The following is a 24864-nucleotide window of genomic DNA, read 5'->3' on the forward strand; positions in this document are numbered from 1 at the left end:
CGAAAGCTCATCATCCTCGCAAACGCACTACTCAGGGACAATCGGACCTGGACACCATCTCTCCCTTGACCAACACGGATACTCTAGGCCCGATGCTGCATAGTTGCTCGACGCGCTGACGATGCCTCTCAGCTTCCGGGTGAACCGAGCTGCTCCGCATCCCAGAACTGGTCAAGCCAGATGTTGAGCTTCAGGAAGCCGGCATTGCTGACCGTATAGACGCGCCTGGTGCCTTCCGGCTTGGCGTTGACCAACCCCGCATCAAGCAGCACCTTCAGGTGCTGCGAAACGGCCGGGCGGGACACCGGCAAGCCGGATGCCAATTCGTTGACGGTCTTCGGTCCGCGCCGGAGCTCTTCCAAGAGATGGCGCCGGTTGGGATCGGCAATCGCCATGAAGGCGTCGGAAAGCATCATGCCTTATTTGTGGGGCAAAGCGCCTCGAATCTCAACTGTCGGCTTCAGCTTTTCTACGCGGGTCGAGCCGCAACGCTTCCGGCGTCACCGAGCGATCGGCGGGCTGGGTCTTGAAGGCATCGCGGCCTTCGATCGGCACCGGCGCGCGACGGCTGATGCGCAGCAGCGTATAGCCAGCCAGGCTGAGATGCGCGAGCGCAGTGGCCAGGAACAGCCCCTCAGGGCGCATCCAGCCCATCAGGCCGGCGGCCACCAGCGGACCGATCATCGTGCCGAAGCCATAAAGCAGCAGCAGGCCGCCCGACACTTTGACGAAGTCCTCCGATCGCGCATGGTCATTGGCATGCGCCACCGCGATCGAATAGAGCGTGTAGGCGAAGGCGCCGTAGGCGGCGGTGCAGACGATGACGAAGACGCCGGAGCGCGGTTCGAACAGGAAGATGGCGATGGCAAACAGCGCAGCGCCGAAGGCCGCGCCCGCCAGCACGAAACGACGGTCCGTCGTGTCGGAGAGCCGCCCGGCCGGAAGCTGCATGGCAGCGCCGGCGATGACCACGAGGCTCATCATCAGCGCGATCTCGGCTGTCGAGATGCCGATGCGCGCTCCATAGACGGCACCAAGTGTACCCCAGGCGCCGTTGGCGATGCCGATCAGCACGCAAGCGATCGCCGACACCGGCGAATTGACGTAGAGCCCCTTGACGTCAAGCGACACGTCCTGCAGCGGCTTGGGGTGAGACGCCGTCGAGACCGCCGTCGGGATCAGCGACAGGCAGAACAGAATGCCGGTGATCATGAACAGCGACGCCGATCTCACATCGCCGCCGGCAACGATCATCTGACCGCCCATGATCGAGGCATAGGTGACCATCATGTAGAGGCCGAAGACGGTGCCGCGGTTTTCGTTGGTGGCCTTCTCGTTGAGCCAGCTTTCGATGACCATGAAGGCGCCGGCCATGGTGAAGCCGGTGAAGGCGCGCAGCAGGATCCAGGTATATTCGTCGATGATCAGGCCGGTGAGCAGTGCGACGATCGCTCCCGATGCGGCAAAGGCGCCGAAAGCCCTGACATGACCGGCGCGGCGCACGATGCGTGGCGCAAAGAAGCAGCCGGTGACGAAGCCGCCGGCCCAAGCCGTGCCCATCAGGCCGAGCGATGCCGTCGAGAAGCCCTCCACCTGGCCGCGCAGCGGCAACAGCAGACCGTGCAGTCCGGATGCCGCCAACAGGAACGCGGTGCCGCGCAGCAGCGAGAGGATCGGTCTGTAGCTTGCGAACATTTTTCAATCCGGCTGGGGGTTAGGGCACAAGTCTGGAGACAGCGGCATTCGGGCTTTTCGGCGGCGTGCCCGAGCTTTTGGAATTACCCGCAGTAACTACCCGCGGCGAAACAGCGCCTCTGCCGCCGACTTGGTCGAGCCCTTGGTCTTGAGCTCGGCTTCCAGCCGGGCGATCTCGTCGCGCAGGATGCCGATCCGTTCGGACAATTCATCGACGGAAAGCAGCGACAGATCCTGCCCGATCTCGTGCGGGCGCGCTTTCTTCTTGGGTTCGTCGTCGAAGATCGCCATCGTCGCTCCTCCGTGATTGCCCATTTGCCTGATTTGCCAATGAGCATACATAGGGCAAGGGTATGGATGCAAATGGCGGGCAAGAGCTGGCACGAGAAACCGGCGGAGCACGACGGGAAAATTCATGGCGAACGCACAGAAAATTCCGGCGAAGATGATGGCGATCGCCATATCGGAACCGGGCGGGCCGCGGGTGCTGAAAGCGGAAACCCGCGACGTACCGGTTCCCGGTCCCGGCGAGATCCTGATCCGGGTGCGGGCCGCCGGCGTCAACCGGCCGGACGTGCAACAGCGCAAGGGCGCCTATCCGCCACCGCCGGGAGCGTCGGATCTGCCGGGCCTGGAAGCAGCAGGCGAAGTCGCTGCCCTTGGTGACGAGATATCGCGCTGGCGCGTCGGCGACCGGGTCTGTGCGCTGACGGCGGGCGGCGGCTATGCCGAATATGTCAGAGTGCACGCCGGCAGCGTGTTGCCGCTGCCCGCCGGCTTTACCTACACCGAAGCGGCGGCGCTGCCGGAAAACTACTTCACTGTTTGGCACAATGTCTTCGAGCGCGGCGGCCTGAAGAGCGGCGAGACCCTGCTCGTGCATGGCGGCTCGTCGGGTATCGGCACCACGGCGATCCAGCTTGCTGCCGCTTTCGGCGCCTATGTCGTCACCACCGCCGGCAGCAAGGAGAAATGCGACGCCTGCCTCAAGCTCGGCGCCGACCGGGCGATCAACTACCGCGAGGAGGACTTCGTCGCCGCAGTCAAGGAGGCAACCGGCGGCAAGGGTGCCAATGTCATCCTCGACATGGTCGGCGGCGACTATGTGGCGCGAAACTATGAGGCTGCAGCCATGGAAGGCCGCATCGTCCAGATCGCGACGCAGGGCGGGGCGGTGGCGAGCGCCGATTTCTTCAAGATCATGGCCAAGCGGCTCGTGCACACAGGATCGCTGCTCAGGCCACGCACCGTGGAGTTCAAGGCGGCAGTTGCGGCTGCGCTGGAGGCGCAGGTTTGGCCGCTGCTCGGCACGCGCAAGGTTGCGCCGGTGATGGATACGATCTTCCCGCTCAAGGAAGCGTGGCGGGCGCATGAGCGGATGGAGGAGGGTGAGCACATCGGCAAGATTGTGCTCGATGTCGCCTGACGGCCCGCAAACAGGCTGAACGAAAGCCTAATGGTGCAATGCAACAAACGCATTGCGGCCATGCAAAAGCGTCTGTTCAATTTTTCATCGCCGATGCCTATTTACGCGGCATCAAAACGATGGAGGACTATCATGAACCCGATCCGCGCTTTCCGTAACTGGCGCATGTACAACGAAACCGTGCGCGAACTGAACCGGCTGAATGCTCGTCAGCTCAACGACCTCGGCATCAACCGCGGCGACATCGAGAGAATCGCCCGCAAAGGGCTTTAATCTCGAGCACGATCCCGCTCGAAGACCGGGCGCTGCTTTTCGGCAACGCCGAGCCGCGGTTCGGGATCAAGCTTTAGAAGCCAGAGCCGCAGCAGACGGATTTCCGTCGCCGGTTCCGAGCCCGCCCGACCTTGGTCTGGCGGGCTTTGTCTTTTTGAAGCTTTCGACTGCATGGCGTCATCTGCCGACCCTTCGCGGTCTGCTGGTCGCGCTGCCGTGCCGTCCTTGACGCGCGCCTGCCAAAAACATTGCGAAACGGCGAGCGAGCGGTTATATAGACCGCGATTTTCCCATTTTGGTGGCTCTAAACCACCGCCCGCGCGGGAACGCGGGCGAACGAGAAGGATTTTTGTAATGGCCAATACGCTGCTGATGCCAAAGGCGACCGCCGTCTGGCTGGTTGACAACACAGCGCTTTCCTTCGAGCAGATCGCGCAGTTCTGCGGACTGCATCCGCTTGAGGTCAAGGCGATCGCCGACGGCGAGTCGGCGCAAGGCATCAAGGGCATGGACCCGATCATGACCGGCCAGCTCACTCGCGACGAGATCGCGCGCGCCGAGAAGGACGCGAACCACCGGCTGAAGCTCTCGGATCCCAAGGTGCGGGTGCCGGAATCCAAACGCAAGGGTCCGCGCTACACGCCGCTGTCGAAGCGCCAGGACCGGCCCAACGCCATCCTCTGGCTGGTGCGCAACCATCCCGAGCTCAAGGATGCGCAGATTGCCCGCCTTGTCGGCACAACGAAGTCGACGATCGACCAGATCCGCGACAGAAAGCACTGGAACTCCGCCAATCTCCAGCCGATGGATCCGGTGACGCTCGGCCTGACGTCGCAGATCGACCTCGATATGGAAATCAACCGCGCCTCGCGCGGCCGCGAGCAGGCGCAGCCGGTCGGCGATACGCTGCTGCCGGCCGCCTTGACCGAACGGCTGGTGCCGGCGCCCGAAAAGCCGAAGGACGAGGACCGCGAACTTGACGCCAACGCCGTCTTCGCCAAGCTTTCAGCGCTGAAGTCGAAGGACAAGGACGCCGACGAAGAGGAATAGGTCTGGCATCCAAAACAAAAAGCCCGCTTTCAAGCGGGCTTTTTTGTGATCTTCCGTGTCAGCTTCGCGCCGCCCGGTCCGGCGCCATGCCGTAATCCTCGCTGCGCTCCACCGCGCGATAGAAATCGGCGAGCTGCTTGCCGCGCTCCGGCTTGAAGGTGCGGCCGGCGATGACCACCGAGGCGATGCGGTCGATGCGGAAGGCGCGGAAATCGCCGCGCATCTCACACCAGGCGACCAAGGTCCACACCTTGCCCCAGAACCACAGGCCGAGCGGGCGGATGTCGCGCGCGGTGCTGCGGCCGGCCTCATCCGAATAGTCGATGGTCAGCACCTGACGTTTCTCGATGGACCGCTCGATCAGGTCGATGGCTTCGCGGGCGGCATCGCTTACCACCCACATCGGCGTGTGGATCTCGGTACGGGCGATGCGGTCCTTTTCGGCGTCGGGCAACACGGCGCCTATCTTGACCAGCGCCTCGTCGGCGGCTCGCGCCATGGCCGCGCCACCAAAGGCGCGCACCATGCGGGCGCCGGCGACCAGCGCGACGATCTCGTCACGCGTGAACATCAGCGGCGGAAGGTCGAAACCCTCCCTCATCATGTAGCCGACACCGGCCTCGCCGTCGATCGGCACGCCGGTCGACTGCAGGTCTGCGATGTCGCGATAGATCGTCCGCTCGGAAACCTCGAGCCACGTGCCCAGCTTCTGGGCGGTGACCAGACGACCACCACGCAGATGCTGCACGATTTGGAAGAGCCTGTCGGCGCGGCGCATCGTATGGTCCCTCGGCGTCTATCGTTCCAGCCCTTCGCGCTTGCGCTGCGCGGCGACGAAGGCCGCGCCGAAGGACAGTTTCTTCGTTGTCGGCGTGCTTGCGTCGACCACCCGCCAGAACGGCGCAACATCGCCCAGCGCCATACCACGCTCAAGATCCTCGTTGGCGGCCTCGGCGACGGTGCGCAGATGATAGCCGATGGTGACCGGACATGTCATCTCGGCACCGTGCTCGATGGCGAGAGCGGTGCGCAAAGCGCGGATATTCATGTCCATGCCTTCGGGGATAGAGCGGATGAATGCGTGGACCTGGCGAGCTGTAGGAACCAGCATCGGCTGGCCTTCGACGACGTCGCCGATGGTGCGTGGCGACGGTGTTATGCCGTTGATGCCAGGCGTGTTCAGCCTGTCGTTCCAGCTTTTCATCGATCGTCCTCTCGGCCATCCGGCTCCGGCGGCCATTGCACTATGGCACGAGCCTCCTGACACCATACTGTCAGGAGGCTTCAGCATGCCCATTTCAGCTCGTCGCCAGGTCGCATCCAAACGCCACGCGGAAAGCTTGCCTCAATTGCCGCCATTGCGGCGGTCGCCATACATGTCCGGCCAACCAATATCCTTGCGGATGTCCGCCGGCAGGGTGTTCATGAATCGCTGGGTGCGGATCTCATTGCGGATCGTCCGGATCTTGCCGACATAGTGCTGCACGCTACGCAGAATGGTAATACCGTTCATGGCTGGTCTCCTCTCTTTCGATGCAGGCACTATCGCACACCCCTGCTGACAGCAGTCTGTCAGGAGGGTGCGGCTCTCATGACCGGCGTTCCGATTTATCCATCGAAGTGACAAGGCAGTGCTGAAAAGAGGCTTGCCGCAGTGGAAGCCGGCGATCCCGGAGCCGCTTTGACAGCCAGCCGCGATGCTGATCAAAGGCTGCATGTCGAAACTTCTCGCGCTCGTCATCATCTTCATGATGGTCATCCAGCTCATCAAGCCGCTCGGCTGGCCCGGGCTGAAGCGGCGCAGCGATTTCTGGAAGCTGGCGCTGCTGGCGATGGCGGCGATTTCGATTACGGCGGTGCTCGGGCACTGGACGTAATGCATGTCGCGCAAAATTGTGCAGCGGTTTTGCGACAACGACATGCATAAAAACAAGAACCTGAAGCGCGTCGGATGAGACCAATCGAACGCGACGCGCTTTAGTGCGGGCGGCCCGCTACGCGACGCCCGGTTCGTTGGCGAGCACCAGGCTGACCAGATGTTCCGCCCAGGCTCGGTAGCCGGCTTCCGAAGCGTGAAATCCATCCGATGCGAAGCCGGCATCGGCATCCGTGATCGGCAGCCGGGGCGCCGGTATGGCGCCGCGTTCGAGGCAAAGGCGCTCGCCCATCCGGTTCACCTCGACGGCGCGGATTTCGAGGATCTTGCCGAGCAATGGCGGCATTGCCGGAGCCCGGGTGAACTCCAGCACCGGCGACCACACCACGCGCGCTTCCGGCCATTTGGCGCGCAGCGCGTAGAGCAGGCCGCCAAACTCGCGCTTGAAGCGCGGTACGGAATGAAAATTCTTGGTGTCGTTGGTACCGATGGCCAGCACGATATGCGTCCACGGATCGGCCGATAGATTGGGCAGCACATGATCGCGGATCTGGCCAGAGGTTGCCGAGTTGAAGCCGGCCGCCCGCCAGCGCACGGTGCGGCCGGTGCGTTGCGCAATCAGAACTGCCAGTTGCGCGGCCAATCCGTTTTCGGAATTGCCGATGCCGACCGAGGCGGCGGAGGAATCGCCAAGCACCAGAACCGAGATTGCTGGCGCCAGGCCAGATATCTCGTGCATGACCGGACCTTGTGCCGGCAGCATGCGGGCGGTGCGGCGACGCACGCCAAGTCCTTGCCAGACATAAACCGGAAAGGCGAGCCAGGTGAGAAGGGTCGGAAAGCGCCGCATGGCAAGTCCCTTTTAGGGCATAGCGAACAGCACTTAGCGCATGTTGCACTGAAGGTGAACGACCTTGCAGCGACACCCTTGTCGCCTCAATGGCAGCAGTCATGTGTTCCGGATCGGTCTTCATACTCGTCGTGCAGCCGCACCCAGTCGCCGAGGCTATGATGCGGGCCAGTTTCGTTGCGGCCTTTCGGCGTCAGGTCGAGATAGTGATAGGCGCCGATCAGCGGATCGCCGCCTCTGGAGCGCGAGATGAAAGTCAGGAAGATGTCGCCTTTCTCGTCGCGATAGAACACGCTGGTGCCGGGAAGGTCTTTCGATCTCCGCGCGCGCCGCTCGAAATTGTAGGTCGTGTCGCCGGCCGCGATCTGCTTGTCGGTGAATGACACCTGCATGTCGAAGTTGAAGTCCGAAGCGTACGACGACACCCAGTCGAATTTCCAGCCCATGCGCTGCTTGTAGGGCAGAAGCTCGGCCAGCGGCGCCCGCGCCACCACCACGAGCGAGACGTCGTGGTGCCTGAGATGCTGGTTGGCACCGTCAATGTGGTCGGCAAGGAACGAGCAGCCCTCGCAACGATAATCGGCGCCCGGCCCGAACATGAAATGGTAGACGATCAGCTGGCTGTTGCCGCCGAACAGGTCGGGCAGTTTCTTTGGCCCTTGCTCGGTCTCGAAGACATAGTCCTTGCGGATCTTCAGCCACGGCAATTCGCGGCGTTCGGCGGCGACGCGGTCGCGAAAGCGCGTCAATTCCTTTTCGCGCGCCAGATGCGCCTTGTGCGCCTGAAACCAGTCTTCCTGCGATACGGTCTTGTTGTTTGGCATAGGTCTGCTCCTCTTTTCACGGAGGACGTTCGGCAGCGAGGAATGCCGACACCGAGCTGCATTTTTAGTTGCAGGAAATTGCGGCCCTTGCTGCTTTCAAACAAACCCGGGCACATGGCCCGGGTCGGAGGGAACGCAACCTGAATTCCGTCAGGCGGCTTGCTCCAGCGTCGGCTGCCATTGTCCAAGGGCTGCCAGATGGTTCATGTGGGCTCGATGGGCGAAGGCGGCCTGCGCGGCGGCGACGTTCGCCGGCTTGCCGCTCCAGGCCTTCTGCGGAGCGGCCTGCAAGGCGCGACCGTAGGAAAAGGTCAGCTTCCACGGATGCGGGCCAATGGCATTGATGGCGTTGAGGTTGGCGGTCGCCTCCTCGTCAGATTGTCCGCCCGAAAGGAAGGCAATGCCTCCAATAGCGGCCGGCACCGTCTCGCGGAACAGTTTTATCGTCTTTTCGGCAACTTCGTCGGGGCTGCTGACCTTGCCTGATTTCTTGCCGGCCAGCACCATGTTCGGCTTCAGGATGGTGCCTTCGAGGACGACGCGCGCCGCATAGAGTTCCGTGTAAAGCTTTGTCAGCGTCGCCTTGCTGATCTCGTAGCAAATGTCGATGTCGTGAGCGCCGTCCATCAGCACTTCCGGCTCGACGATCGGCACGATGCCGGCCTCCTGGCAAAGCGCTGCATAGCGGGCGAGCGCATGGGCGTTCGAGCCGATCGAGGTGGCAGAGGGCACGCCCTTGGCAACATCGATGTCGATCACCGCGCGCCATTTGGCAAAGCGGGCGCCGAGCTTGTAATAGTCGGCAAGGCGTTCGCGCAGGCCGTCCAGGCCCTCGGTGATGGTGTCGCCGGGAAAGCCGGCCAGCGGCTTGGCGCCGGCGTCGACCTTGATGCCGGGGATAGCGCCTGATGCCTTGATGATGTCGACCAGCGGTGTGCCGTCGGCGGCCTTCTGGTGAATGGTCTCGTCGTAGAGGATGACGCCGGAAATGTACTTGGTCATTGCATCGCTGGCGCGGAACATCATCTCGCGATAGTCGCGGCGACTGTCGGCGGTCGACTCGACACCGATGACGTCGAAGCGCTTCTTGATGGTGCCGGAGCTCTCGTCGGCGGCCAGCAGGCCCTTGCCATTGGCCACCATCGCGGCGGCAATGTCCTCGAGACGTTCGCTCATCGTGCTTCTCCTGAAAGAATTGATACGCGCCCAGCAGACCACCAGAGCAACGCAGGTTCAAGTCGAACCATTTCGTCAAACAAGCGCGAATCGATTGAAAGTCGCGGGCGCACTCCTTCGCGCTGCTCTTGCGGCCGCGCTCAGCGCTTCAAGACGTCGACGCCGGGCAAGGGCTTGCCTTCCATCCATTCGAGGAAAGCGCCGCCGGCCGTCGAGACATAAGTGAAATCATCGCTGACGCCGGCATGATTGAGCGCCGCCACCGTGTCGCCTCCGCCAGCGACCGAGATCAGTCTGCCGGCCTTGGTGCGCGCTGCCGCGTGCCTGGCCGTCGCCACCGTTGCATGGTCGAACGGCTCGATCTCGAAGGCGCCGAGCGGCCCGTTCCAGACCAGCGTCGCGGCGCGGTCGATCCATTCGGCAATGGTTTTCACGGTCTTTGCGCCTACGTCGAGGATCATGCCGTCGGCCGGCACGTCTGCTATGGCGACGGTCTCGCTGGCGGCGCCGGCCTTGAACTCCCTGGCGACAACGCCGTCGGCGGGCAGGATGATGGCGCAGCCGGCCTCGGCCGCCTCGATCATGATCTGCTTGGCGGTGGTCGCGAGATCATGCTCGCACAAGGATTTCCCGACGTCGGTGCCGCGCGCCGCTAGAAACGTATTGGCCATGCCGCCGCCGATGACCAGCGCGTCGACCTTCTTCACCAGGTTCATCAACAGGTCGATCTTGGTCGAGACTTTGGCGCCGCCGACGATGGCGACAACCGGGCGGACGGGATTGCCAAGCCCCTTTTCCAGCGCATCGAGCTCGGCCTCCATGGTGCGGCCGGCGAACGCCGGCAGCACATGCGCCAGCCCTTCCGTCGACGAATGGGCACGGTGCGCAGCAGAGAAGGCGTCGTTGACGAAGATATCGCCGTTAGCGGCGAGCTTTTCGGTGAAGGCCGGGTCGTTCTTCTCCTCGCCCTTATTGAAGCGGGTGTTCTCGAGCAGCAGCACGTCGCCATTATTCATGGCAGCAACTGCATTTGCCGCCTTGTCACCGATGCAGTCGGCGGCAAAGCCAACCGGACGGCCGAGCACGTCCGCCGTCGCCTTGGCGATCGGCTCGAGCGAGAATTCCGGCGCAGGTCCATCCTTGGGCCGGCCGAAATGGGCAAGCAGGATGACCTTGGCTCCCTTGCCGGAGAGCTCGGCAATGGTCGGCGCAATGCGCTCGATGCGGGTGGCGTCGGTGACCTTGCCCTCGGTGACGGGAACGTTGAGGTCGACACGCACCAGCACACGCTTGCCGCTGATATTGCCGATGTCGTCCAGTGTCTTGAAGCCGGCCATGCTGATCCCTTTCACGAAAAATCGCGGGGACCTTACCCCGCATCGACGACGATGCAAGACCTGCCTAACGGTTCACCGAAAATATGATTCACGTATCGAGGACGAAGTGCCACGGGGAGCGAGATGGGCAGCAATGGCGCAAAACGCTCCGACATATGGCTTTACCGGTTGCGTACCACGATGCAGGCGCCGCCGACGCTTTGCAGCTTGTCGCAGATCGTGTCGGCCTTGGCTCTGTTATCGGCGCCGATCCGCACGGCATAGATGCCGCGCCTGCCGATCGGGGTACGGACCCGGCTGACCACCGGATCGTGGCCGGCAAGCATTGCCGGGAACCGGCTTTTCACTCTCAGCCACTGGTTGAGCGCCGCGGCGCGGCGAAAATTGCCGGCCACCTGCACGCCCCACGGCTTGATGTTGATCGACGACATCGGCACGGTTCTGGACATGATCACCGGCAGCTCGCGGCAAGCAGCAGCGAAACTCGCCTTCTTGTCGAGCGGCCGGATGACGCCGGCGTAGGCGGTATTGGTGAAGTTGTCGGCCGGCTCGCCCATGACGTCCAACACGTAGCTTTCGGTCTCCATCGGCAAGAAGCCGCCGGAATGCAGCCAGCGCGTCACCCGGCTCTCGCCGGCATTGTAGGCTGCGGCGGCGAGGCCGAGATTGCCGAAACCGGATTTCATTTCGGCGAGGTATTTTGCCGAGGCCGGGATCGCCTGTTCGATGTCGAAGGAATTGGCGAGCCCGCGCATCCTGGCGGTGCCCGGCATGAACTGGGCAATGCCTTCGGCGCCGACCGGGCTGACCGCATTGGGATCGAAACGGCTTTCCTTCCAGATCAACCGGGCAAAGAAATCCCTGGGCAGCCCGTTCCGGTCGGCATGGGCCTCGATCAGGTTGCAAACCTGGTCGATCAGCTTCTTTTTGGCGGGCCGTGGTGGATCGGCCTGAACGGCTGTCGCCCAGATCAGCCCGCAAATGAGAACCAGCGCCGCGCCCAGCAAACGCCGCATTCAACTACTCCGCCGCGGCTTTGTCGTGCTGCCCGAACCGCCGTTCGATATAGTCGGCGACCATCTTCTCGAAATCCGCGGCAATCGATGGGCCGCGCAGCGTCGCCGCCTTCTTGCCGTCGACGAACACCGGGGCGGTCGGTGTCTCACCGGTGCCGGGCAGCGAAATGCCGATATCGGCATGTTTGGATTCGCCCGGACCGTTGACGATGCAACCCATCACCGCGACCTTGAGGTTCTCGACGCCGGGATAGCGTTCGCGCCACACCGGCATGTTCTTGCGCAGGTCGGCCTGGATGTTCTGGGCAAGCTCCTGGAACACGGTCGAGGTCGTGCGGCCGCAGCCCGGGCAGGCGGCGACGATCGGCACGAACTGCCTGAAGCCCATGGTCTGCAACAGCTCCTGCGACACCTGCACTTCGCGTGTGCGGTCACCGTTCGGCTCCGGCGTCAGCGAGATACGGATGGTGTCGCCGATCCCTTGCTGGAGCAGGATGCCCATGGCCGCGGACGAGGCGACGATGCCTTTCGAGCCCATGCCGGCCTCTGTCAGGCCGAGGTGCAGCGCATGGTCGGATCGGGTGGCAAGCTCGGTGTAGACGGCGATCAGATCCTGCACGCCGCTGACCTTGGCCGACAGGATGATCTTCTCGCGCGCAAGGCCGATCTCTTCGGCCATTTCGGCCGACAGGATCGCCGATTGCACGATTGCCTCGCGCGTCACTTCCTGCGCGGTCAGCGGAAAGCCTTGGGCCTGGTTGTCATCCATCAGCCGGGTCAGCAGCTCCTGGTCGAGCGAACCCCAGTTGACGCCGATGCGCACCGGCTTGTCGTATCGGATCGCCATCTCGACGATTGCCGCGAACTGCCGGTCCTTCTTGTCCTTGAAACCGACATTGCCGGGGTTGATGCGGTACTTGGCCAAGGCCGCGGCGCAGGCCGGATGATCGGCCAGGAGCTTGTGGCCGATATAATGGAAATCGCCGACCAGCGGCACGTTGATGCCGAGCCGCTCCAGTCGCTCGCGGATGGCCGGCACAGCGGCAGCGCTTTCGTCGCGGTCGACCGTTATGCGCACGATCTCGGAGCCGGCGCGATGCAGCGCCGCCACTTGCGCGACCGTCTGGTCGACATCGGCCGTGTCGGTGTTGGTCATCGACTGGACGACGACTGGGGCGCCGCCGCCGACAATCACGCCGCCGACATCGACACCGACCGACCTGCGGCGTGGGAAGGGTGAGGAAAAATATCCGGTCATGCCGGCTACCTTTAATCTTGAAGGTCCGGGCATGAGGTGGAGGAGCAAAGATGGCTTGTCAATGGCAACTGGCGCGCAGGCCCAGCAAATCGGAAACAACAAGACGGCAGCTTGCCGCAAATCCATGAGCGTTTCCGGCAGCATAGAGACATGCCACCGGAAAGATCGCGCTCCGGGCGGCGCTTCTAGTCCTGGAAGGGTTTCAGTGGGTCGTCGGTTTCGCCTTCAGTTTTTCAATCTCGTCCTTGAGCGCCAGCTTGCGCCGCTTGAGATTCACGATTTCGAGGTCGTCTACCGATGGATGGGTCATCGCATCATCGATTTCGCGTTCGATGTCGCCGTGTTTCCGCTGCAGCTCATCAAGATGGGATGCAAGAGACATGATTGGTTCTCCCTTTCATGGTTTCCTCGGATTGCAGCCGTCATGGCACGTCCACCGCAGGCTCGCTTCTATGACGGCATAATGACAGTGTGCCACCATCGCGCACCGATGTCGAATGCTGCGTGGTAGCATTCCACGCCAATATGAAATGTGATATGGGCTGCGCGCCGGGGCAAGAAGCCCCGGTCCCGCCCAATCAGGCCCATAGTTTGGGCGCCGCAGACGTGCAGACGGTAAAAATGTCCGATCAGGAACAGGCAGATATCCGCCTCGAATATTCCCGGCTGAAGCAGGAACACGCCGATTTCGACGCGGCCATCAATGCGATGATCGCCATGAATTGCGACCCGCTGCAGATCCAGCGCATGAAGAAAAAGAAGCTTTTCCTGAAGGACAGGCTGATGGCGCTGGAAGACAAGATCATTCCAGACATTATTGCTTGAACGAACGCCATTGTTTGAACGAACGCCGGCGGGGCCTGCTGGAAAAGCGGTTATGCCGCGATCGAAAGCCGTGCGGCGCGCTCGCGCAACAACGCTATCAGGTTGTCGGTCTTTTCGGTCGAGGTATCGATCGGAACCACCAGGCACATCGTCGCCTCGACCCTGCCCGGCGCTGAAAAGACCGGCGCGGCCAGGCATTTCGTGTAGGCATCGACAAGGCCGGAGGTGACGCAGTAGCCGGCCGACTTGGCGACGGCGATGTCGTCTATGAAATCGTCGAGTTGCAATCTGCGGCCGTCCGGCAGCACGAGATCGTCCTCGGAGACCATATCCTCAATCGCTGCCCTGTCGAAGCCGGCGAGGAGCAGTCGCCCGGAAGCTGTCCAGGGGAGCGGTATTTGCAGACCGGTCGCCGAGCTGATCCGGAATGGCCTCGTTCCCGGGGTTGAATGGACGATGGTGTAGCGGCCGCTTTGCAGCATGCACAACTCCGAGGTCTCGCCGGTCTCGCGTGACAGATGATCGACTTCCTGGCGTCCTCGCCTGAGCAGGTCGTTGCCCCGCACATAGTCCATTCCGTAGAGATAGAGCTTCTTTCCGAAATAGACCCGATTGCCGTCTCCGGCCATCTCCAGCAGGCCTGCGTCGACCAGCGAGCGCACAAGCGTATAAGTCGTCGAACGCGGCGCGTTTACCCCCTTGGCAAGGTCGCCGATGCCGATCGCACGCTGGGTCGTGTGGAGAAACTCCAGAATCTGGAGGACCCGGTTGAGGCCCTTCTCCCGAGAAACCGAGTTCTTGTCTTCGTCCAGACCGGCGTCCGGTCGAGCGGCCAAGGCATTACCTTCTTGCATTATCGATTCCTGATGTTAATCTGTCTTGTACAGAGTACAGGCGTCCCTTGTAAGGGACAATGGCGTCAGTTGCAACCGATGCCTGTATTACTGCTCCAAAGGGGAACACAACACGAAAGGAGGTCGCCGTGAACGACACATCCAAAAGGCGTGAATTTCTGAAACTGGGAATGGCCGGGCTTGCAACGGCCGGAGTGATGAGCGCCGCTACCGCGGTCGACGTTCAGAAAGCGGCGGCCCAGGCAGCGCCGGACAGCCTGCTGCGCACCGTCCTCGAGCGCGGCAAGGTGATCGTCGGGACCGGCAGCACCAACGCGCCCTGGCATTTCGAGAACGACGCCGGCGAACTGGTAGGCATGGACATCACCATGGGTCGCATCCTCGCCAAGGGGCTTTTCGACGATCCGACCAAGGTCGAATTTGTCATGCAGGATCCGGCTCAGCGCATTCCGAACGTGACCACCAACAAGGTCGACATCACCATCCAGTTCATGACCATGACCGCCCAGCGCTCGCAGCTGATCCACTTCTCCCGACCCTACTACGTCGAAGGCATCGCCTTGCTGACCCTTCCGAACGCCGAAAACAAGACCTTCGACAAGCTGCTTGCCGGCGGTTCGGCGACGCGGATTTCCATCCTGCAAAATGTCGATGCCGAGGCTAACGTGCATATCGTCCTGCCGGAGTCGCAGGTGATGCAGATAGACACGCAGGCCAACGTGCTGCAGGCCTTGGAATCGAAGCGCGTCGACGCCGCCGCGGTCGATCTGTCAACGGTACGCTGGCTCGCCTCGCGCAATCCGGATAAGTACTTCGATGCCGGCAAGAGCTGGTTCTCGATGCTTTATGGTGCCGCGCTGCGGCAGGGCGACCTCGACTGGCTGACCTTCGTCAACCAGACCTTCACCATCGCCATGTTCGGCCATGAAACGGCCCTCTACGACGCTGCGTTCAAGGATTATTTCGGACAGGAGCCGCCGGCGCGCCATCCCGGTTTCCCGGTCATCTGATGCAAGCAGGCGGAAGGACAACGTCCTTCCGCCTTCTCTCATCACAGCCCTCCATGACGAGGACGCATGGGTTATACTCTCAACTTCAACCTTATCTGGCGGCATTTCGACAAGCTCTGGGGCGGACTGCTGCTAAGCCTCGAACTGGCCGTCATCTCGATCGCGATCGGCATCGTCATCGGACTCGTTCTGGCGGTCTGGTACGTGTCGGCCGGGCGTGCGGTGCGGACCATCATCGCGGGGTATGTCGAGTTCATCCGCAACGTGCCGCTGATCCTGCTCGTCTATCTGGTCTTCTACGGCTTGCCGACGGTGGTCGACATTACCTACAGCGCGCAAACCTCATTCATTGCCACGCTGTCGCTCTACAGCGGCGCCTACCTGGTCGAGGTGTTTCGCTCGGGGCTCGAGGCGGTGCCGCGCGGTCAGCTCGACGCCGGCAAGGCAATCGGCCTGACGCCATGGCAAAGGCTGCTCGATGTGCGCCTGCCGACGATGCTGCGCATAACCCTGCCGGCGCTTTCCAACACATTCATATCGCTCTTCAAGGATACGTCCGTGGCGTCGGTCATCTCGGTACCCGAACTCACCTATGGCGCCCAGTGGATCAACTTCAACACGTTCCGCATTGTCGAAGTCTATCTGGTGGTGACGGCAATGTACCTGTTGACCGGCTACACGCTGCTTTTCGCGCTGCGGCTCGTCGAGCGCCGGTTCAAGGCGGCGCGCTGACATGCTGAGCCAGATCATCTACGCCTTGCCGTTCCTCGCCGAAGGCTTTGCCGTAACCTTGTGGGTGTCGCTGCTGGTCGTGGTGTTATCGCTCATCGCCGGCGTGTTGATGGGCGTCGGCCTTGTCTATGGTCCTTTTCCGCTACGCTGGGCAGTGCGCATCTTCAGCGACACCATACGCGGCATTCCGATCCTGGTGCTGATCTTCTTCGTCTATTACGGCCTGCCCGCGGTAGGGCTGCATCTGGAATCCTTTTGGGCGGCCGTGTTCGCCCTCACCCTCTTCAAGACCGCACAAGTCGTCGAGTATCTCAGGGGCGCCGTCGGCTCGATTCCCAAGGGTCAGTCCGAGGCGGCGATGGCGATCGGACTGACCTTTCGCCAGCGGCTGGTCTACGTCATTTTTCCGCAGGCGTTCAGGCGCTTCCTGCCACCCTGGATCAATGGCGTCACCGACGCGGTGAAGGGCAGCGCGCTGGTCTCGCTGCTCGGCATCACCGACCTCATGCAGGCAATCAACCAGGTCATCGGCCGCACCTATGAGGCGATGCCACTCTACATTCTCGGTGCGCTCGTCTACTTCGCCGTCAACTACGCCCTCTCCTTGGCCAGCCGGCGCCTGGAGCGGCGTTTCTCCTTCATCCGGGAATAGCACGATGTCCAACGCCTCGCACCAGAATCCGGCACTTCTCGATGTCACCGAGGTTTCCAAAGCCTTTGGATCCGTCGAGGTCCTGCGCTCCGTCAGCCTGCAAGTGACGCGCGGCGAGGTCGTGACTATCATCGGCCCCTCCGGCAGCGGCAAGACCACGCTACTGCGCTGCGTCAACTTCCTGGAGAGCTACGACAGCGGCTCGATCCGTATCGACGGCAAAGAAGTCGGCTATCGCGAGACGGGAACGCGCCAGCGACGCAGCGAGCGCGACCTGGCGGCGATGCGAGCCGAGACCGGAATGGTGTTCCAGAGCTTCAATCTGTTTCCGCATTTGACTGCGGCCGGCAACATCATGCTTGGCCTGCGCAAGGTGCGCGGCAAGAGCAATGCCGAGGCCCGCACCATTGCCGAGCACTGGCTCGGCCGCGTAGGCCTCGCCCACAAAGCCGACAGTCTGCCGGCCGAGCTTTCCGGCGGCCAGCAGCAGCGCGTCGGCATCGCCCGCGCCGTGGCGATGGAGCCGAAGATATTGCTTCTCGACGAGATAACCTCGGCGCTCGACCCCGAACTGGTTGGCGAGGTGCTCGAGGTCGTGCGCAGCCTCGCCGAAGACGGCATGACGATGCTGATGGTCACGCATGAAATGGCTTTTGCGCGCGACGCATCGAGCCGCATCGTTTTCATGGCGGATGGCGGCGTCAGTGCCGTCGGACCACCCGCCGAGATTCTGGCGGCGGGGTTCGACAATGAACGCCTTCGCAGTTTCCTGGCGCGGTTTCGCGCCTCGCATTTTTGACATCGGACGGCGAAAGCTGTCGCAAGGAGCTTTTATGACGCCTTACATCCGGCTCGCGGAATTGGGCCTGACACTGCCCGAGCCGCCGAAGCCCATCGCCAACTTCGTCACCTATGCCGAGAGCGGACGGCTGATCTTCCTCTCCGGCCAGGGGCCGTTGCGCGCCGATGGCGCGCTCTGCACCGGCAAGGTCGGAGAGGATGTCAGCGTTGAAGAGGCCTACGGGCATGCGCGTCTGACCGGCCTGAACCTACTCGCCGTCATGCATGCGGCGGCCGGCGACCTCGGCCGCATCGTGCGCGTCGTCAAGCTGCTTGGCTTTGTCAATGCGACGCCGACATTCAGCGAGCACCCCAAGGTGGTGAACGGCTGTTCCGATCTTTTCGCGGCCGTCTTTGATACGCTTGGCGGACATGCCCGTTCCGCGATCGGTGTCGGCTCGCTGCCGGGCAACATCACAGTTGAAATCGAGGCGGTCGTCGAGATCGCCGCCTGAAATCTTAAACAGGATCTACAGAGATGACGACCTATGCCGCTGACCGTTCCAACACGACAATCCGCGAACGGCTTGGCCTTCGCCCGATCATCAATGTTTCCGGTACGATGACGGCGCTCGGCGCTTCGATCATCGTGCCAGAAGCGATTGCCGCAATGTCGGAAATCGCCTCGCAATGGGTCGAGATGGACGATCTGCAGCGCGCCGCAAGTACTGTGATTGCACGCCTCACCGGCGGCGAGGCCGGCTTCATCACCGCATGCTGCGCCAGCGGCATAACAATGGCGATTGCCGGCGCGATGACCGGGACCAGCCTTCTTGCGATCGAGCGGCTGCCGGACGACACCGAGGGCCTCAAATCGGAGGTCATCGTTCAGCTTGGTCACATCGTCAATTACGGCGCGCCGATCGACCAGTCGATCCGGCTTGCCGGAGCCAAGGCAGTGCCTGCCGGCACGGTCAGCGTCACCCAGGATTATCATGTTGCCGAGGCGATCCGGGACCGGACTGCGGCAGCCCTCTACGTCGTTGCGCACCACACCGTGCAATACGGCATGCTCTCGCTTGAGGAGTTCTGCGAGATTTGCCACGCCAAGGGCGTGCCGGTGATCGTCGACGCCGCCTCGGAATACGATTTGCGTGGCTTTCTGGCGCGCGGCGCCGACATTGTTGTCTACAGCGGGCACAAATTTCTCTCAGGGCCGACAAGCGGCATCGTTGCCGGCCGCAAGGATCTGGTACGGGCCGCCTATCTCCAGAACCGCGGCGTTGCGCGCGCCATGAAGGTCGGCAAGGAGAGCATTGCCGGCACCATGGCGGCCCTGGAAGCCTGGGAGCGGCGCGACCATGCCGGCATTCGCCAGCGGGAAGAAGCCGCACTGCATCTGTGGCAAGCCGCATTGCAGGGCCTGCCTGGCATCGAGGCACGTATCATTCCAGATCCGACCGGAAATCCTCTCGACCGCCTGCAGGTGTTCGTTGCGCCGGAAAGCCGCTTCACCGCCGCCGGCCTCGCCTCGGCGCTTGCGGCGGGTTCACCGCCCGTGATCGTGCGCAACCACGAGGTCGAGCGCGGTCACTTCTTCCTTGATCCGTGCAATCTCCATCCCGGCGAGGCGGAGATCGTTGCCGAACGCCTGCGGGCGGTGTTGAGTGCTGCCGATCGGCCGGCGGATGCGATGAAACCCGCTCGCAAGCAGTCCGCCGGAGCGCTGCGCTGGCCGGACTAGACATCGCCAGAGCGTGGTCGAGCCAGTGCCTTCCAGCACCGGCTTCGCATCGGGCCAGTGCGCCATCACGGCAGTGTGAATGAACTTTTAGTCTTCGGGCGGAATAAACCACCCCGCCCATTGGTCTCCCAAACAGACGCCATTTCCGGCGTGCAGGAGACCGGTATGATCCACCACCACGACAATGAAGCTGACGGCATCAGCCGCCGTCATGCACTGGAATGCATGATCTGGGCCGGCACGGGAGTGCTGTGGACAATTTCGGCCGGCGTGCCGGTCTCGCTCAGCCTGCTCGGTGCGTCGCAAGCCGCCGAGGCCTTGGCCACCGGCTTCACTTTCCTCCAGATCTCCGACAGCCACATCGGCTTCGACAAGGCTGCCAACCCGCACGCCATCGACACGCTGAAAGAGGCGATCGGCAAGATCCAGGCGTTGCCGCAAAAGCCCGCTTTCATGATCCACACCGGCGACATCACCCATTTGTCGAAAGTCGCGCAGTTCGACAACGCTGCCCAGATCATCGGCGGCGCAGGCTTCGACGTGCATTATGTGCCCGGTGAGCACGACCTGATCGATGACGGCAATGGCCAGGCCTATCTCGACCGCTACGGCAAGGGCACCAAGGGCGCCGGCTGGTATTCGTTTGACCAGAACGGCGTCCATTTCATCGGGCTGGTCAACGTCGTCAACCTGAAGGCTGGCGGGCTGGGCAATCTCGGCGCCGACCAGTTGGCATGGTTGGCCGATGATCTGAAGGCGGTCACCGCCTCGACGCCAATCGTCGTCTTTGCCCACATCCCGCTATGGGCTGTTTATCCCGAATGGGGCTGGGGCACCGACGACGCGGCGCAGGCCTTGGCCCTGCTCAAGCGCTTCGGCTCTGTCACCGTACTCAACGGCCATATCCACCAGATCATGCAGAAGGTCGAAGGCAACGTTACCTTTCATACCGCGCGCTCGACCGCTTTCCCGCAACCGGCGCCGGGCACCGCAGCCTCACCCGGGCCGATGACGGTACCTGCCGGCCAGTTGCGCAGCCTGCTCGGCACAAGCAGCGTGACAGTCACGCAAGGCGGGCAGGACCTCGCCATCATCGACAGCACGCTGGCCTGAGGGGAAATGCGATGATCCGCTTCCCATCCCGCGTCTTGGTCGTATCCCCTGTCACGTTCGGTTTGGCGGCGATCCTGACAATGGTTGCCATGCCACTGAACGCAGCAGACCAGCCAATGGTCAAGATCGAGAACTTTGCCTTCACACCGGCGGTGCTGACGGTAAAGCAGGGCACTACCGTGACCTTCGAGAATGACGACGACATCCCGCATCTGGTGGTCGCCAACGATGCCTCGTTTCGCTCCAAGGCGCTTGACACCGGTGACACATATGCCTTCACCTTCACCAAAGTGGGCGACTATGCCTATTTCTGCGGGCTTCACCCGCACATGCAGGGCAGGATCACCGTCGCTCCGTGAGGATTTTCGGAAGGTTCTGCCCGGGATGCCGGGCGATGCGACGGTGTTGAACCAAGAGGCCGCGACCGAGCGCTTTCGCGAGGTGGTTCTGCCCCATCTCGCCGATGCGCTTGCGCTTGCCCGTTGGCTGACCGGCAACGCCGCCGACGCGGAGGATGTGGTGCAGGAGGCCTGTTTGAAGGCGCATGCGGGCATCGCCGGCTATGCCGGCGGCAATGCGCGCGCCTGGCTGCTGGCGATCGTGCGCAACGCCTCTTACTCCTGGCTGGCGCGCAACCGGCCGCGCAGTATCGTCGCCGTCGGCGACCTGAGCGACCTCGATGACATGACGGCTGCATATGGCGCCGGCCTGCCGGATACGGATAGTCCTGAGGCAAGCCTGATCGCCAAGGCCGACACGGCCGCACTCGAGGCGGCGATCGCCGCGCTGCCGCACCAATTTCGCGAGACTGTGGTGCTGCGCGACATCAACGGCCTCAGCTATCGCGAGATCGCGACGCTGCTTGGCGTGCCGCTAGGCACGGTGATGTCGCGGCTGGCGAGGGCGCGCGGTCTGCTGATATCCCAACTTGGGAGGGCGCCATGAGCGCGCACAACGATGGACTGCCCGATGACCCGGCGGGCGTGGAGCTGATGATCCATGCCTTGGTCGATGGCGAGCTCGACGCAGCAGCAGCATTGGCTGTCGAGCGACGCATTGCCGCCGATCCGGCGCTCGCCGCCGAGCATGCCCGCATCGTGGCGCTGCAGTCCGCTGTCGGCAGGCTGGCGCTGCCACAGGTCAGCGACGCCCTCAATGCGCGCATCGCGGCGATCGGCGCGACTGGCGAGGCACAGGCTCGGCCGGCGCCGACGCGGCCGCCGCAAACCGTGCCAACCCACATGCGGCCAACCCAAACGCGGCCGGGCCGCTTCGGCGCGTTCGACTGGCGCGCAATGGCGGCATCGATCCTCGTCACCGCCGTGCTGGCCAGCGGCGCGACGCAATGGATGATGCTGAGCAGGGCGCCCGACAGCTTTGCCGCCGCGGTCGCCAGCGGCCACCGCCGCAGCCTGCTGGCCGCCAGCCCGGTGGACGTCGTCTCGTCGGACAGGCATACGGTCAAACCCTGGCTCGATGGCAGGGTCGGTCTGTCGCCGCCGGCACCTGACCTTGCCAATGACGGCTTCGCATTGCTCGGCGGCCGGGTCGAGGTGATCGCCGACCAGCCGGTGCCGGCACTGGTCTACCGCCATCGCGAGCACCTGATCACCCTCGTCGCCGCGCCACAGCAAACCGGCTCGACAACCGCGCCGGTCGATCTTTCTGCCGGTGGCTTCTCGCTGGTGCACTGGAGCGACGGCGCCTTTTCCTATTGGGCGATTTCCGATACGGAACGGCCCGAACTTGACGACTTCGTCAACCGCTTCCGAGCAGCGGCCGCCCGATGACAGACCGCCCCTGTCCATGTGCATAGCCACGGAGATGGCCCAAGCGGCTTTGCCGTTTCCGGCCATCCTTGCGGCTCCCCTCGATTTCAGCTAATGCGCGCTTTTGCCGCCGGAGAGCAGAAGCTTGGACGATCACCGCGCCGACGTCGCCATCATCATGGGCAGCCAGTCCGACTGGGCGACGATGCGCCACGCCGCCGAAACGCTTGAGGCGCTTGGAATTCCGCACAAGCGCCTGATCGTCTCGGCCCACCGCACGCCCGACCGGCTCTATGACTTCGCCAAGGGCGCCAAGGCGGCCGGCTACAAGGTGATCATCGCCGGTGCCGGTGGTGCGGCGCATCTGCCCGGCATGACGGCGGCGATGACGCCGCTGCCGGTGTTCGGCGTGCCGGTGGAATCGAAGACGCTGTCGGGCCAGGACTCGCTGCTATCAATCGTGCAGATGCCGGCCGGCATTCCGGTCGGCACTTTGGCCATCGGCAAGGCCGGCGCTGCCAATGCTGCCCTTCTGGCCGCCGCGGTGTTGGCGCTGAGCGACGAAAAGCTCGCCGCCCGGCTGGATAGCTGGCGCGCCGCGCAGACCGCCAAGGTGGCCGCCGAGCCCACGGACGCGCCGTGAGCCTGCCGGCGGGATCGAGCATCGGCATCATCGGCGGCGGCCAGCTTGGCCGCATGCTGGCGATGGCCGCGGCCCGCCTCGGCTACCGCATCGTCGTGCTGGAGCCGCAGCCGGATTGCCCGGCGGCACAGGTCGCCAACCGGCAGATCGTCGCCGCCTATGACGACGCGGCCGCGCTTAGCGAGCTGGCTGCGGCCAGTGCCGTCGTTACTTATGAATTCGAGAACGTACCGGTCGCGGCCGCCGCGGCACTTGCCTCTACGGTGCCGGTCTATCCGCCGGCACGCGCACTGGAAGTAGCGCAGGACCGGCTGGCGGAAAAGAAATTCCTCAACGGCATTGGCATACCGACCGCGGATTTCAGCCCCGTCGACAATGACGAGGAACTGACGGCTGCGCTGAAACAGTTCAACGGCAGCGGCATATTGAAGACGCGCCGCATGGGCTATGACGGCAAGGGCCAGCGTGTCTTCCGCAACATGGAAACAGGCGGCTTTGCCGGCACTTGCGAGGCGATGGGCAACGTGCCGTTGATCCTGGAATCCTTCGTCACCTTCGAGCGCGAGATTTCGGTGATCGCCGCCCGCGGCAGCGACGGCTCGCTCGCCGCCTACGATCCGGCCTGGAATGTCCATCGCAACGGTATTCTGCACAGCTCGACGCTGCCGGCCGGGGTGAAGTCCGAGACGGCGGCTGCGGCTCAAGCGGCGGCGGCCGAGATACTCGCGGCGCTCGACTATGTCGGTGTCATCGGCGTCGAATTCTTTGTCCTTGCCGACGGTTCGCTGCTGGCCAACGAGATCGCGCCGCGCGTCCATAATTCCGGCCACTGGACGGAGGCCGCCTGCACCATCTCGCAATTCGAACAGCATATTCGAGCCGTCGCCGGCCTGCCGCTGGGAAGTCCCGCCCGGCAGTTCGACTGCGTCATGGAAAACCTGATCGGCGACGATGTCAGGCGCGTTCCTGATCTGCTCGCCGAGCCCGATCTGATGCTGCACCTCTATGGCAAGGCCGAGGCGCGGCCCGGCCGCAAGATGGGCCATTTTACGCGCGTGAGCCGCCGCAGCTAGAGCATGATCCCGAACCGAAGGTCCGCGCTAGCGAAAAGTGGAATCCGGTTTTCGGAAAAGATCATGCTCAAACACAAAGTTAGAACCTACGCTTACTGGATTTCGCCGCTCTCGTCCTCGTCGGGGCTGGCGCAGCTCACATCGCCTTCCGCGCAGGTCGAATCGGCGGTGAGCTGTTTGGTGCGATCGTCGGTCAGCCGCGTCAGGCATTCCGATATCAGCATCGGATAGATCGAGCCGCCTTCGCTGTCCGCGGCGGAATAGCTGCATTCCGCGTCGCGAAAAGCGATCCAGGCGCGCTGCGCCGTCTGCAACAGCTTCCTGGCTTTTGCGTCACTTCCGCCGATGAGATCCTGGTAGGCCTTGTTGAGCTTGGCGTCGGCGGATTTGTAGTCCGCGTCGGCGCAGATGTTCATCATCTGCTGGCTGTCGTCGTTGCGGTCGCATTCCTGCGCATAGGCAACAGAACCTGCCGCGAGGACGACAAGACAGGCGGACACAAGAATTCGGCGCATGACGATCTCCAATTCGCAACCGCATCATTCCAGCCGTCTCAACCCTGCGCAACGCCGCAAGACGCCAGTGGCGGATATTTGATGATACGAAACGGTCCGTATCGTTTAGGCAACGCGCTTGCGGTTGACACGGGCAACGCTCCTCGTCTATGAGCCACGCACAGTTCAAAGGCGCGTCTGTGGGCGCGCCTTAATAATTCGGCCCGTGACCGGGCCCAGACCGACGGGCAAGACCATGAAAATCAAGAATTCGCTCAAGGCGTTGAAGGCGCGTCACCGCGACAACCAGCTGGTTCGTCGCAAGGGCCGCATCTACATCATCAACAAGACCGCGCCGCGCTACAAGGCGCGCCAGGGTTGAGTTTTCGACGGA

Annotated in this window: 34 protein-coding genes; 18 read left to right on the forward strand and 16 right to left on the reverse strand. The window is 63.1% G+C overall.

From position 1 onward, the window contains the following. Positions 1-128 precede the first annotated feature (128 nt). The 3 genes from NKJ20_RS24610 to NKJ20_RS24620 all read right to left on the reverse strand — a co-directional run bounded on the left by NKJ20_RS24610 (position 129) and on the right by NKJ20_RS24620 (position 1986). Positions 129-416 (reverse strand): ArsR/SmtB family transcription factor, encoded by a 288-nt coding sequence (locus NKJ20_RS24610; protein ID WP_023678497.1) that lies wholly within the window; start codon positions 414-416, stop codon positions 129-131. A gap of 31 nt (positions 417-447) precedes the next feature. Continuing rightward, positions 448-1695 carry an MFS transporter gene (locus NKJ20_RS24615; RefSeq protein ID WP_023678496.1) on the reverse strand — a complete coding sequence of 416 codons (1248 nt, stop codon included), beginning with the start codon at positions 1693-1695 and terminating at the stop codon, positions 448-450. Between the two features lie 96 nt (positions 1696-1791). Then, positions 1792-1986 carry a DUF1192 domain-containing protein gene (locus tag NKJ20_RS24620; protein WP_023678495.1) on the reverse strand — a complete coding sequence of 65 codons (195 nt, stop codon included), beginning with the start codon at positions 1984-1986 and terminating at the stop codon, positions 1792-1794. 124 nt (positions 1987-2110) lie between these two features. On the opposite strand from NKJ20_RS24620, the gene NKJ20_RS24625 reads away from it, so the two are divergent. Both NKJ20_RS24625 and NKJ20_RS24630 read left to right on the forward strand, forming a co-directional pair. Continuing rightward, positions 2111-3121 (forward strand): NAD(P)H-quinone oxidoreductase, encoded by a 1011-nt coding sequence (locus tag NKJ20_RS24625; protein ID WP_352452476.1) that lies wholly within the window; start codon positions 2111-2113, stop codon positions 3119-3121. A 132-nt stretch (positions 3122-3253) separates the two neighbouring features. Continuing rightward, positions 3254-3394: a DUF1127 domain-containing protein gene (locus tag NKJ20_RS24630; RefSeq protein WP_023678493.1), complete on the forward strand. Its 141-nt coding sequence runs from the start codon at positions 3254-3256 to the stop codon at positions 3392-3394. On the opposite strand, the gene NKJ20_RS24635 is transcribed toward NKJ20_RS24630, so the two are convergent. Next, on the reverse strand, positions 3391-3756 hold the full coding sequence (locus NKJ20_RS24635; RefSeq protein WP_352452477.1) for a hypothetical protein: 366 nt from the start codon (positions 3754-3756) through the stop codon (positions 3391-3393). The two genes, NKJ20_RS24630 and NKJ20_RS24635, sit on opposite strands and share 4 nt — an antisense overlap. On the opposite strand from NKJ20_RS24635, the gene NKJ20_RS24640 reads away from it, so the two are divergent. Next, entirely contained in the window at positions 3749-4444 is a 696-nt protein-coding gene (locus NKJ20_RS24640; protein WP_023678492.1) for a DUF1013 domain-containing protein, read from the forward strand. The genes NKJ20_RS24635 and NKJ20_RS24640 overlap by 8 nt on opposite strands. 58 nt (positions 4445-4502) lie before the next feature. Here the strand turns inward: NKJ20_RS24640 and NKJ20_RS24645 are convergent, their stop codons facing one another. The 3 genes from NKJ20_RS24645 to NKJ20_RS24655 form a co-directional block, all read right to left on the reverse strand. Then, positions 4503-5222, reverse strand: a complete 720-nt coding sequence (locus NKJ20_RS24645) for a helix-turn-helix transcriptional regulator (protein ID WP_023678491.1) — start codon at positions 5220-5222, stop codon at positions 4503-4505. Between the two features lie 18 nt (positions 5223-5240). Continuing rightward, positions 5241-5648 (reverse strand): hypothetical protein, encoded by a 408-nt coding sequence (locus tag NKJ20_RS24650; RefSeq protein ID WP_352747633.1) that lies wholly within the window; start codon positions 5646-5648, stop codon positions 5241-5243. 141 nt (positions 5649-5789) lie between these two features. After that, positions 5790-5957, reverse strand: a complete 168-nt coding sequence (locus NKJ20_RS24655; protein ID WP_023678489.1) for a hypothetical protein — start codon at positions 5955-5957, stop codon at positions 5790-5792. Positions 5958-6159: 202 nt separating this feature from the next. Here NKJ20_RS24655 and NKJ20_RS24660 point away from each other — a divergent pair, with 202 nt between their 5' ends. Beyond that, positions 6160-6321 (forward strand): hypothetical protein, encoded by a 162-nt coding sequence (locus tag NKJ20_RS24660; RefSeq protein WP_352540257.1) that lies wholly within the window; start codon positions 6160-6162, stop codon positions 6319-6321. A gap of 117 nt (positions 6322-6438) precedes the next feature. Here the strand turns inward: NKJ20_RS24660 and NKJ20_RS24665 are convergent, their stop codons facing one another. The 7 genes from NKJ20_RS24665 to NKJ20_RS24695 all read right to left on the reverse strand — a co-directional run bounded on the left by NKJ20_RS24665 (position 6439) and on the right by NKJ20_RS24695 (position 13163). After that, the gene (locus tag NKJ20_RS24665) at positions 6439-7170 is read right to left on the reverse strand and encodes an SGNH/GDSL hydrolase family protein (protein WP_352634153.1); all 732 of its coding nucleotides are present in this window, start codon (positions 7168-7170) and stop codon (positions 6439-6441) included. Between the two features lie 86 nt (positions 7171-7256). Then, positions 7257-7994 carry a DUF899 domain-containing protein gene (locus NKJ20_RS24670; protein WP_352747636.1) on the reverse strand — a complete coding sequence of 246 codons (738 nt, stop codon included), beginning with the start codon at positions 7992-7994 and terminating at the stop codon, positions 7257-7259. A 150-nt stretch (positions 7995-8144) separates the two neighbouring features. Beyond that, positions 8145-9170: a class I fructose-bisphosphate aldolase gene (locus NKJ20_RS24675; RefSeq protein ID WP_352747639.1), complete on the reverse strand. Its 1026-nt coding sequence runs from the start codon at positions 9168-9170 to the stop codon at positions 8145-8147. Between the two features lie 140 nt (positions 9171-9310). Further along, the gene (locus NKJ20_RS24680) at positions 9311-10507 is read right to left on the reverse strand and encodes a phosphoglycerate kinase (protein ID WP_352746021.1); all 1197 of its coding nucleotides are present in this window, start codon (positions 10505-10507) and stop codon (positions 9311-9313) included. Between the two features lie 161 nt (positions 10508-10668). Continuing rightward, entirely contained in the window at positions 10669-11523 is an 855-nt protein-coding gene (locus NKJ20_RS24685; protein ID WP_352746007.1) for a lytic transglycosylase domain-containing protein, read from the reverse strand. Positions 11524-11527: 4 nt separating this feature from the next. Next, positions 11528-12781, reverse strand: coding sequence for a flavodoxin-dependent (E)-4-hydroxy-3-methylbut-2-enyl-diphosphate synthase (gene ispG / locus NKJ20_RS24690; protein ID WP_352683417.1), 1254 nt, complete (start codon positions 12779-12781; stop codon positions 11528-11530). 202 nt (positions 12782-12983) lie between these two features. Next, a complete protein-coding gene (locus tag NKJ20_RS24695) occupies positions 12984-13163 on the reverse strand; it encodes a YdcH family protein (protein WP_023678481.1) in 180 nt (59 codons plus the stop codon). A 239-nt stretch (positions 13164-13402) separates the two neighbouring features. Between NKJ20_RS24695 and NKJ20_RS24700 the strand changes: the two genes are divergently transcribed. Then, a complete protein-coding gene (locus NKJ20_RS24700) occupies positions 13403-13606 on the forward strand; it encodes a YdcH family protein (protein ID WP_023678480.1) in 204 nt (67 codons plus the stop codon). Between the two features lie 50 nt (positions 13607-13656). Here the strand turns inward: NKJ20_RS24700 and NKJ20_RS24705 are convergent, their stop codons facing one another. Further along, entirely contained in the window at positions 13657-14460 is an 804-nt protein-coding gene (locus NKJ20_RS24705) for an IclR family transcriptional regulator (protein ID WP_352747644.1), read from the reverse strand. A 128-nt stretch (positions 14461-14588) separates the two neighbouring features. Between NKJ20_RS24705 and NKJ20_RS24710 the strand changes: the two genes are divergently transcribed. The 12 genes from NKJ20_RS24710 to NKJ20_RS24765 all read left to right on the forward strand — a co-directional run bounded on the left by NKJ20_RS24710 (position 14589) and on the right by NKJ20_RS24765 (position 23976). Next, positions 14589-15470, forward strand: a complete 882-nt coding sequence (locus NKJ20_RS24710; protein ID WP_031212143.1) for a transporter substrate-binding protein — start codon at positions 14589-14591, stop codon at positions 15468-15470. A 66-nt stretch (positions 15471-15536) separates the two neighbouring features. Next, on the forward strand, positions 15537-16202 hold the full coding sequence (locus NKJ20_RS24715; protein ID WP_352746000.1) for an amino acid ABC transporter permease: 666 nt from the start codon (positions 15537-15539) through the stop codon (positions 16200-16202). 1 nt (position 16203) lies between these two features. Continuing rightward, positions 16204-16854 carry an amino acid ABC transporter permease gene (locus tag NKJ20_RS24720; RefSeq protein WP_023678476.1) on the forward strand — a complete coding sequence of 217 codons (651 nt, stop codon included), beginning with the start codon at positions 16204-16206 and terminating at the stop codon, positions 16852-16854. A 4-nt stretch (positions 16855-16858) separates the two neighbouring features. Beyond that, positions 16859-17653 carry an amino acid ABC transporter ATP-binding protein gene (locus tag NKJ20_RS24725; RefSeq protein ID WP_023678475.1) on the forward strand — a complete coding sequence of 265 codons (795 nt, stop codon included), beginning with the start codon at positions 16859-16861 and terminating at the stop codon, positions 17651-17653. Between the two features lie 34 nt (positions 17654-17687). After that, a complete protein-coding gene (locus NKJ20_RS24730) occupies positions 17688-18149 on the forward strand; it encodes a RidA family protein (RefSeq protein ID WP_023678474.1) in 462 nt (153 codons plus the stop codon). 23 nt (positions 18150-18172) lie between these two features. Further along, complete coding sequence (locus tag NKJ20_RS24735) at positions 18173-19378, forward strand: aminotransferase class V-fold PLP-dependent enzyme (RefSeq protein ID WP_352747646.1); 1206 nt, start codon at positions 18173-18175, stop codon at positions 19376-19378. 165 nt (positions 19379-19543) lie between these two features. Beyond that, positions 19544-20491, forward strand: coding sequence for a metallophosphoesterase family protein (locus NKJ20_RS24740; RefSeq protein ID WP_502895005.1), 948 nt, complete (start codon positions 19544-19546; stop codon positions 20489-20491). A gap of 11 nt (positions 20492-20502) precedes the next feature. Continuing rightward, positions 20503-20850 (forward strand): cupredoxin domain-containing protein, encoded by a 348-nt coding sequence (locus NKJ20_RS24745; protein WP_352747649.1) that lies wholly within the window; start codon positions 20503-20505, stop codon positions 20848-20850. Positions 20851-20875: 25 nt separating this feature from the next. Continuing rightward, positions 20876-21436, forward strand: a complete 561-nt coding sequence (locus NKJ20_RS24750) for a sigma-70 family RNA polymerase sigma factor (protein ID WP_352817726.1) — start codon at positions 20876-20878, stop codon at positions 21434-21436. Beyond that, positions 21433-22281 (forward strand): anti-sigma factor family protein, encoded by an 849-nt coding sequence (locus NKJ20_RS24755; RefSeq protein WP_352747652.1) that lies wholly within the window; start codon positions 21433-21435, stop codon positions 22279-22281. The genes NKJ20_RS24750 and NKJ20_RS24755 overlap by 4 nt, the downstream gene beginning before the upstream one ends. 124 nt (positions 22282-22405) lie before the next feature. After that, positions 22406-22903: a 5-(carboxyamino)imidazole ribonucleotide mutase gene (gene purE, locus NKJ20_RS24760; protein WP_023678468.1), complete on the forward strand. Its 498-nt coding sequence runs from the start codon at positions 22406-22408 to the stop codon at positions 22901-22903. Next, positions 22900-23976, forward strand: a complete 1077-nt coding sequence (locus NKJ20_RS24765) for a 5-(carboxyamino)imidazole ribonucleotide synthase (RefSeq protein WP_352747654.1) — start codon at positions 22900-22902, stop codon at positions 23974-23976. The genes purE and NKJ20_RS24765 overlap by 4 nt, the downstream gene beginning before the upstream one ends. A gap of 92 nt (positions 23977-24068) precedes the next feature. On the opposite strand, the gene NKJ20_RS24770 is transcribed toward NKJ20_RS24765, so the two are convergent. Next, a complete protein-coding gene (locus NKJ20_RS24770; RefSeq protein ID WP_352454859.1) occupies positions 24069-24491 on the reverse strand; it encodes a lysozyme inhibitor LprI family protein in 423 nt (140 codons plus the stop codon). A gap of 235 nt (positions 24492-24726) precedes the next feature. On the opposite strand from NKJ20_RS24770, the gene ykgO reads away from it, so the two are divergent. Continuing rightward, positions 24727-24852 (forward strand): type B 50S ribosomal protein L36, encoded by a 126-nt coding sequence (ykgO, locus tag NKJ20_RS24775; protein ID WP_006203764.1) that lies wholly within the window; start codon positions 24727-24729, stop codon positions 24850-24852. The last annotated feature ends 12 nt before the right edge of the window (positions 24853-24864 follow it).

This window comes from Mesorhizobium sp. M0185 (assembly GCF_040322175.1).
Lineage (GTDB): Bacteria > Pseudomonadota > Alphaproteobacteria > Rhizobiales > Rhizobiaceae > Mesorhizobium.

Bases quoted from the DNA above. Each gene is read 5' to 3' on its own strand.
- NKJ20_RS24610 (WP_023678497.1), bottom strand. From the start codon at position 416: ATGATGCTTTCCGACGCCTTCATGGCGATTGCCGATCCCAACCGGCGC.
- NKJ20_RS24615 (WP_023678496.1), bottom strand. From the start codon at position 1,695: ATGTTCGCAAGCTACAGACCGATCCTCTCGCTGCTGCGCGGCACCGCG.
- NKJ20_RS24620 (WP_023678495.1), bottom strand. From the start codon at position 1,986: ATGGCGATCTTCGACGACGAACCCAAGAAGAAAGCGCGCCCGCACGAG.
- NKJ20_RS24625 (WP_352452476.1), top strand. From the start codon at position 2,111: ATGGCGAACGCACAGAAAATTCCGGCGAAGATGATGGCGATCGCCATA.
- NKJ20_RS24630 (WP_023678493.1), top strand. From the start codon at position 3,254: ATGAACCCGATCCGCGCTTTCCGTAACTGGCGCATGTACAACGAAACC.
- NKJ20_RS24640 (WP_023678492.1), top strand. From the start codon at position 3,749: ATGGCCAATACGCTGCTGATGCCAAAGGCGACCGCCGTCTGGCTGGTT.
- NKJ20_RS24645 (WP_023678491.1), bottom strand. From the start codon at position 5,222: ATGCGCCGCGCCGACAGGCTCTTCCAAATCGTGCAGCATCTGCGTGGT.
- NKJ20_RS24650 (WP_352747633.1), bottom strand. From the start codon at position 5,648: ATGAAAAGCTGGAACGACAGGCTGAACACGCCTGGCATCAACGGCATA.
- NKJ20_RS24655 (WP_023678489.1), bottom strand. From the start codon at position 5,957: ATGAACGGTATTACCATTCTGCGTAGCGTGCAGCACTATGTCGGCAAG.
- NKJ20_RS24660 (WP_352540257.1), top strand. From the start codon at position 6,160: ATGTCGAAACTTCTCGCGCTCGTCATCATCTTCATGATGGTCATCCAG.
- NKJ20_RS24665 (WP_352634153.1), bottom strand. From the start codon at position 7,170: ATGCGGCGCTTTCCGACCCTTCTCACCTGGCTCGCCTTTCCGGTTTAT.
- NKJ20_RS24670 (WP_352747636.1), bottom strand. From the start codon at position 7,994: ATGCCAAACAACAAGACCGTATCGCAGGAAGACTGGTTTCAGGCGCAC.
- NKJ20_RS24675 (WP_352747639.1), bottom strand. From the start codon at position 9,170: ATGAGCGAACGTCTCGAGGACATTGCCGCCGCGATGGTGGCCAATGGC.
- NKJ20_RS24680 (WP_352746021.1), bottom strand. From the start codon at position 10,507: ATGGCCGGCTTCAAGACACTGGACGACATCGGCAATATCAGCGGCAAG.
- NKJ20_RS24685 (WP_352746007.1), bottom strand. From the start codon at position 11,523: ATGCGGCGTTTGCTGGGCGCGGCGCTGGTTCTCATTTGCGGGCTGATC.
- ispG (WP_352683417.1), bottom strand. From the start codon at position 12,781: ATGACCGGATATTTTTCCTCACCCTTCCCACGCCGCAGGTCGGTCGGT.
- NKJ20_RS24695 (WP_023678481.1), bottom strand. From the start codon at position 13,163: ATGTCTCTTGCATCCCATCTTGATGAGCTGCAGCGGAAACACGGCGAC.
- NKJ20_RS24700 (WP_023678480.1), top strand. From the start codon at position 13,403: ATGTCCGATCAGGAACAGGCAGATATCCGCCTCGAATATTCCCGGCTG.
- NKJ20_RS24705 (WP_352747644.1), bottom strand. From the start codon at position 14,460: ATGCAAGAAGGTAATGCCTTGGCCGCTCGACCGGACGCCGGTCTGGAC.
- NKJ20_RS24715 (WP_352746000.1), top strand. From the start codon at position 15,537: ATGGGTTATACTCTCAACTTCAACCTTATCTGGCGGCATTTCGACAAG.
- NKJ20_RS24720 (WP_023678476.1), top strand. From the start codon at position 16,204: ATGCTGAGCCAGATCATCTACGCCTTGCCGTTCCTCGCCGAAGGCTTT.
- NKJ20_RS24725 (WP_023678475.1), top strand. From the start codon at position 16,859: ATGTCCAACGCCTCGCACCAGAATCCGGCACTTCTCGATGTCACCGAG.
- NKJ20_RS24730 (WP_023678474.1), top strand. From the start codon at position 17,688: ATGACGCCTTACATCCGGCTCGCGGAATTGGGCCTGACACTGCCCGAG.
- NKJ20_RS24735 (WP_352747646.1), top strand. From the start codon at position 18,173: ATGACGACCTATGCCGCTGACCGTTCCAACACGACAATCCGCGAACGG.
- NKJ20_RS24740 (WP_502895005.1), top strand. From the start codon at position 19,544: ATGATCCACCACCACGACAATGAAGCTGACGGCATCAGCCGCCGTCAT.
- NKJ20_RS24745 (WP_352747649.1), top strand. From the start codon at position 20,503: ATGATCCGCTTCCCATCCCGCGTCTTGGTCGTATCCCCTGTCACGTTC.
- NKJ20_RS24750 (WP_352817726.1), top strand. From the start codon at position 20,876: ATGCCGGGCGATGCGACGGTGTTGAACCAAGAGGCCGCGACCGAGCGC.
- NKJ20_RS24755 (WP_352747652.1), top strand. From the start codon at position 21,433: ATGAGCGCGCACAACGATGGACTGCCCGATGACCCGGCGGGCGTGGAG.
- NKJ20_RS24770 (WP_352454859.1), bottom strand. From the start codon at position 24,491: ATGCGCCGAATTCTTGTGTCCGCCTGTCTTGTCGTCCTCGCGGCAGGT.
- ykgO (WP_006203764.1), top strand. From the start codon at position 24,727: ATGAAAATCAAGAATTCGCTCAAGGCGTTGAAGGCGCGTCACCGCGAC.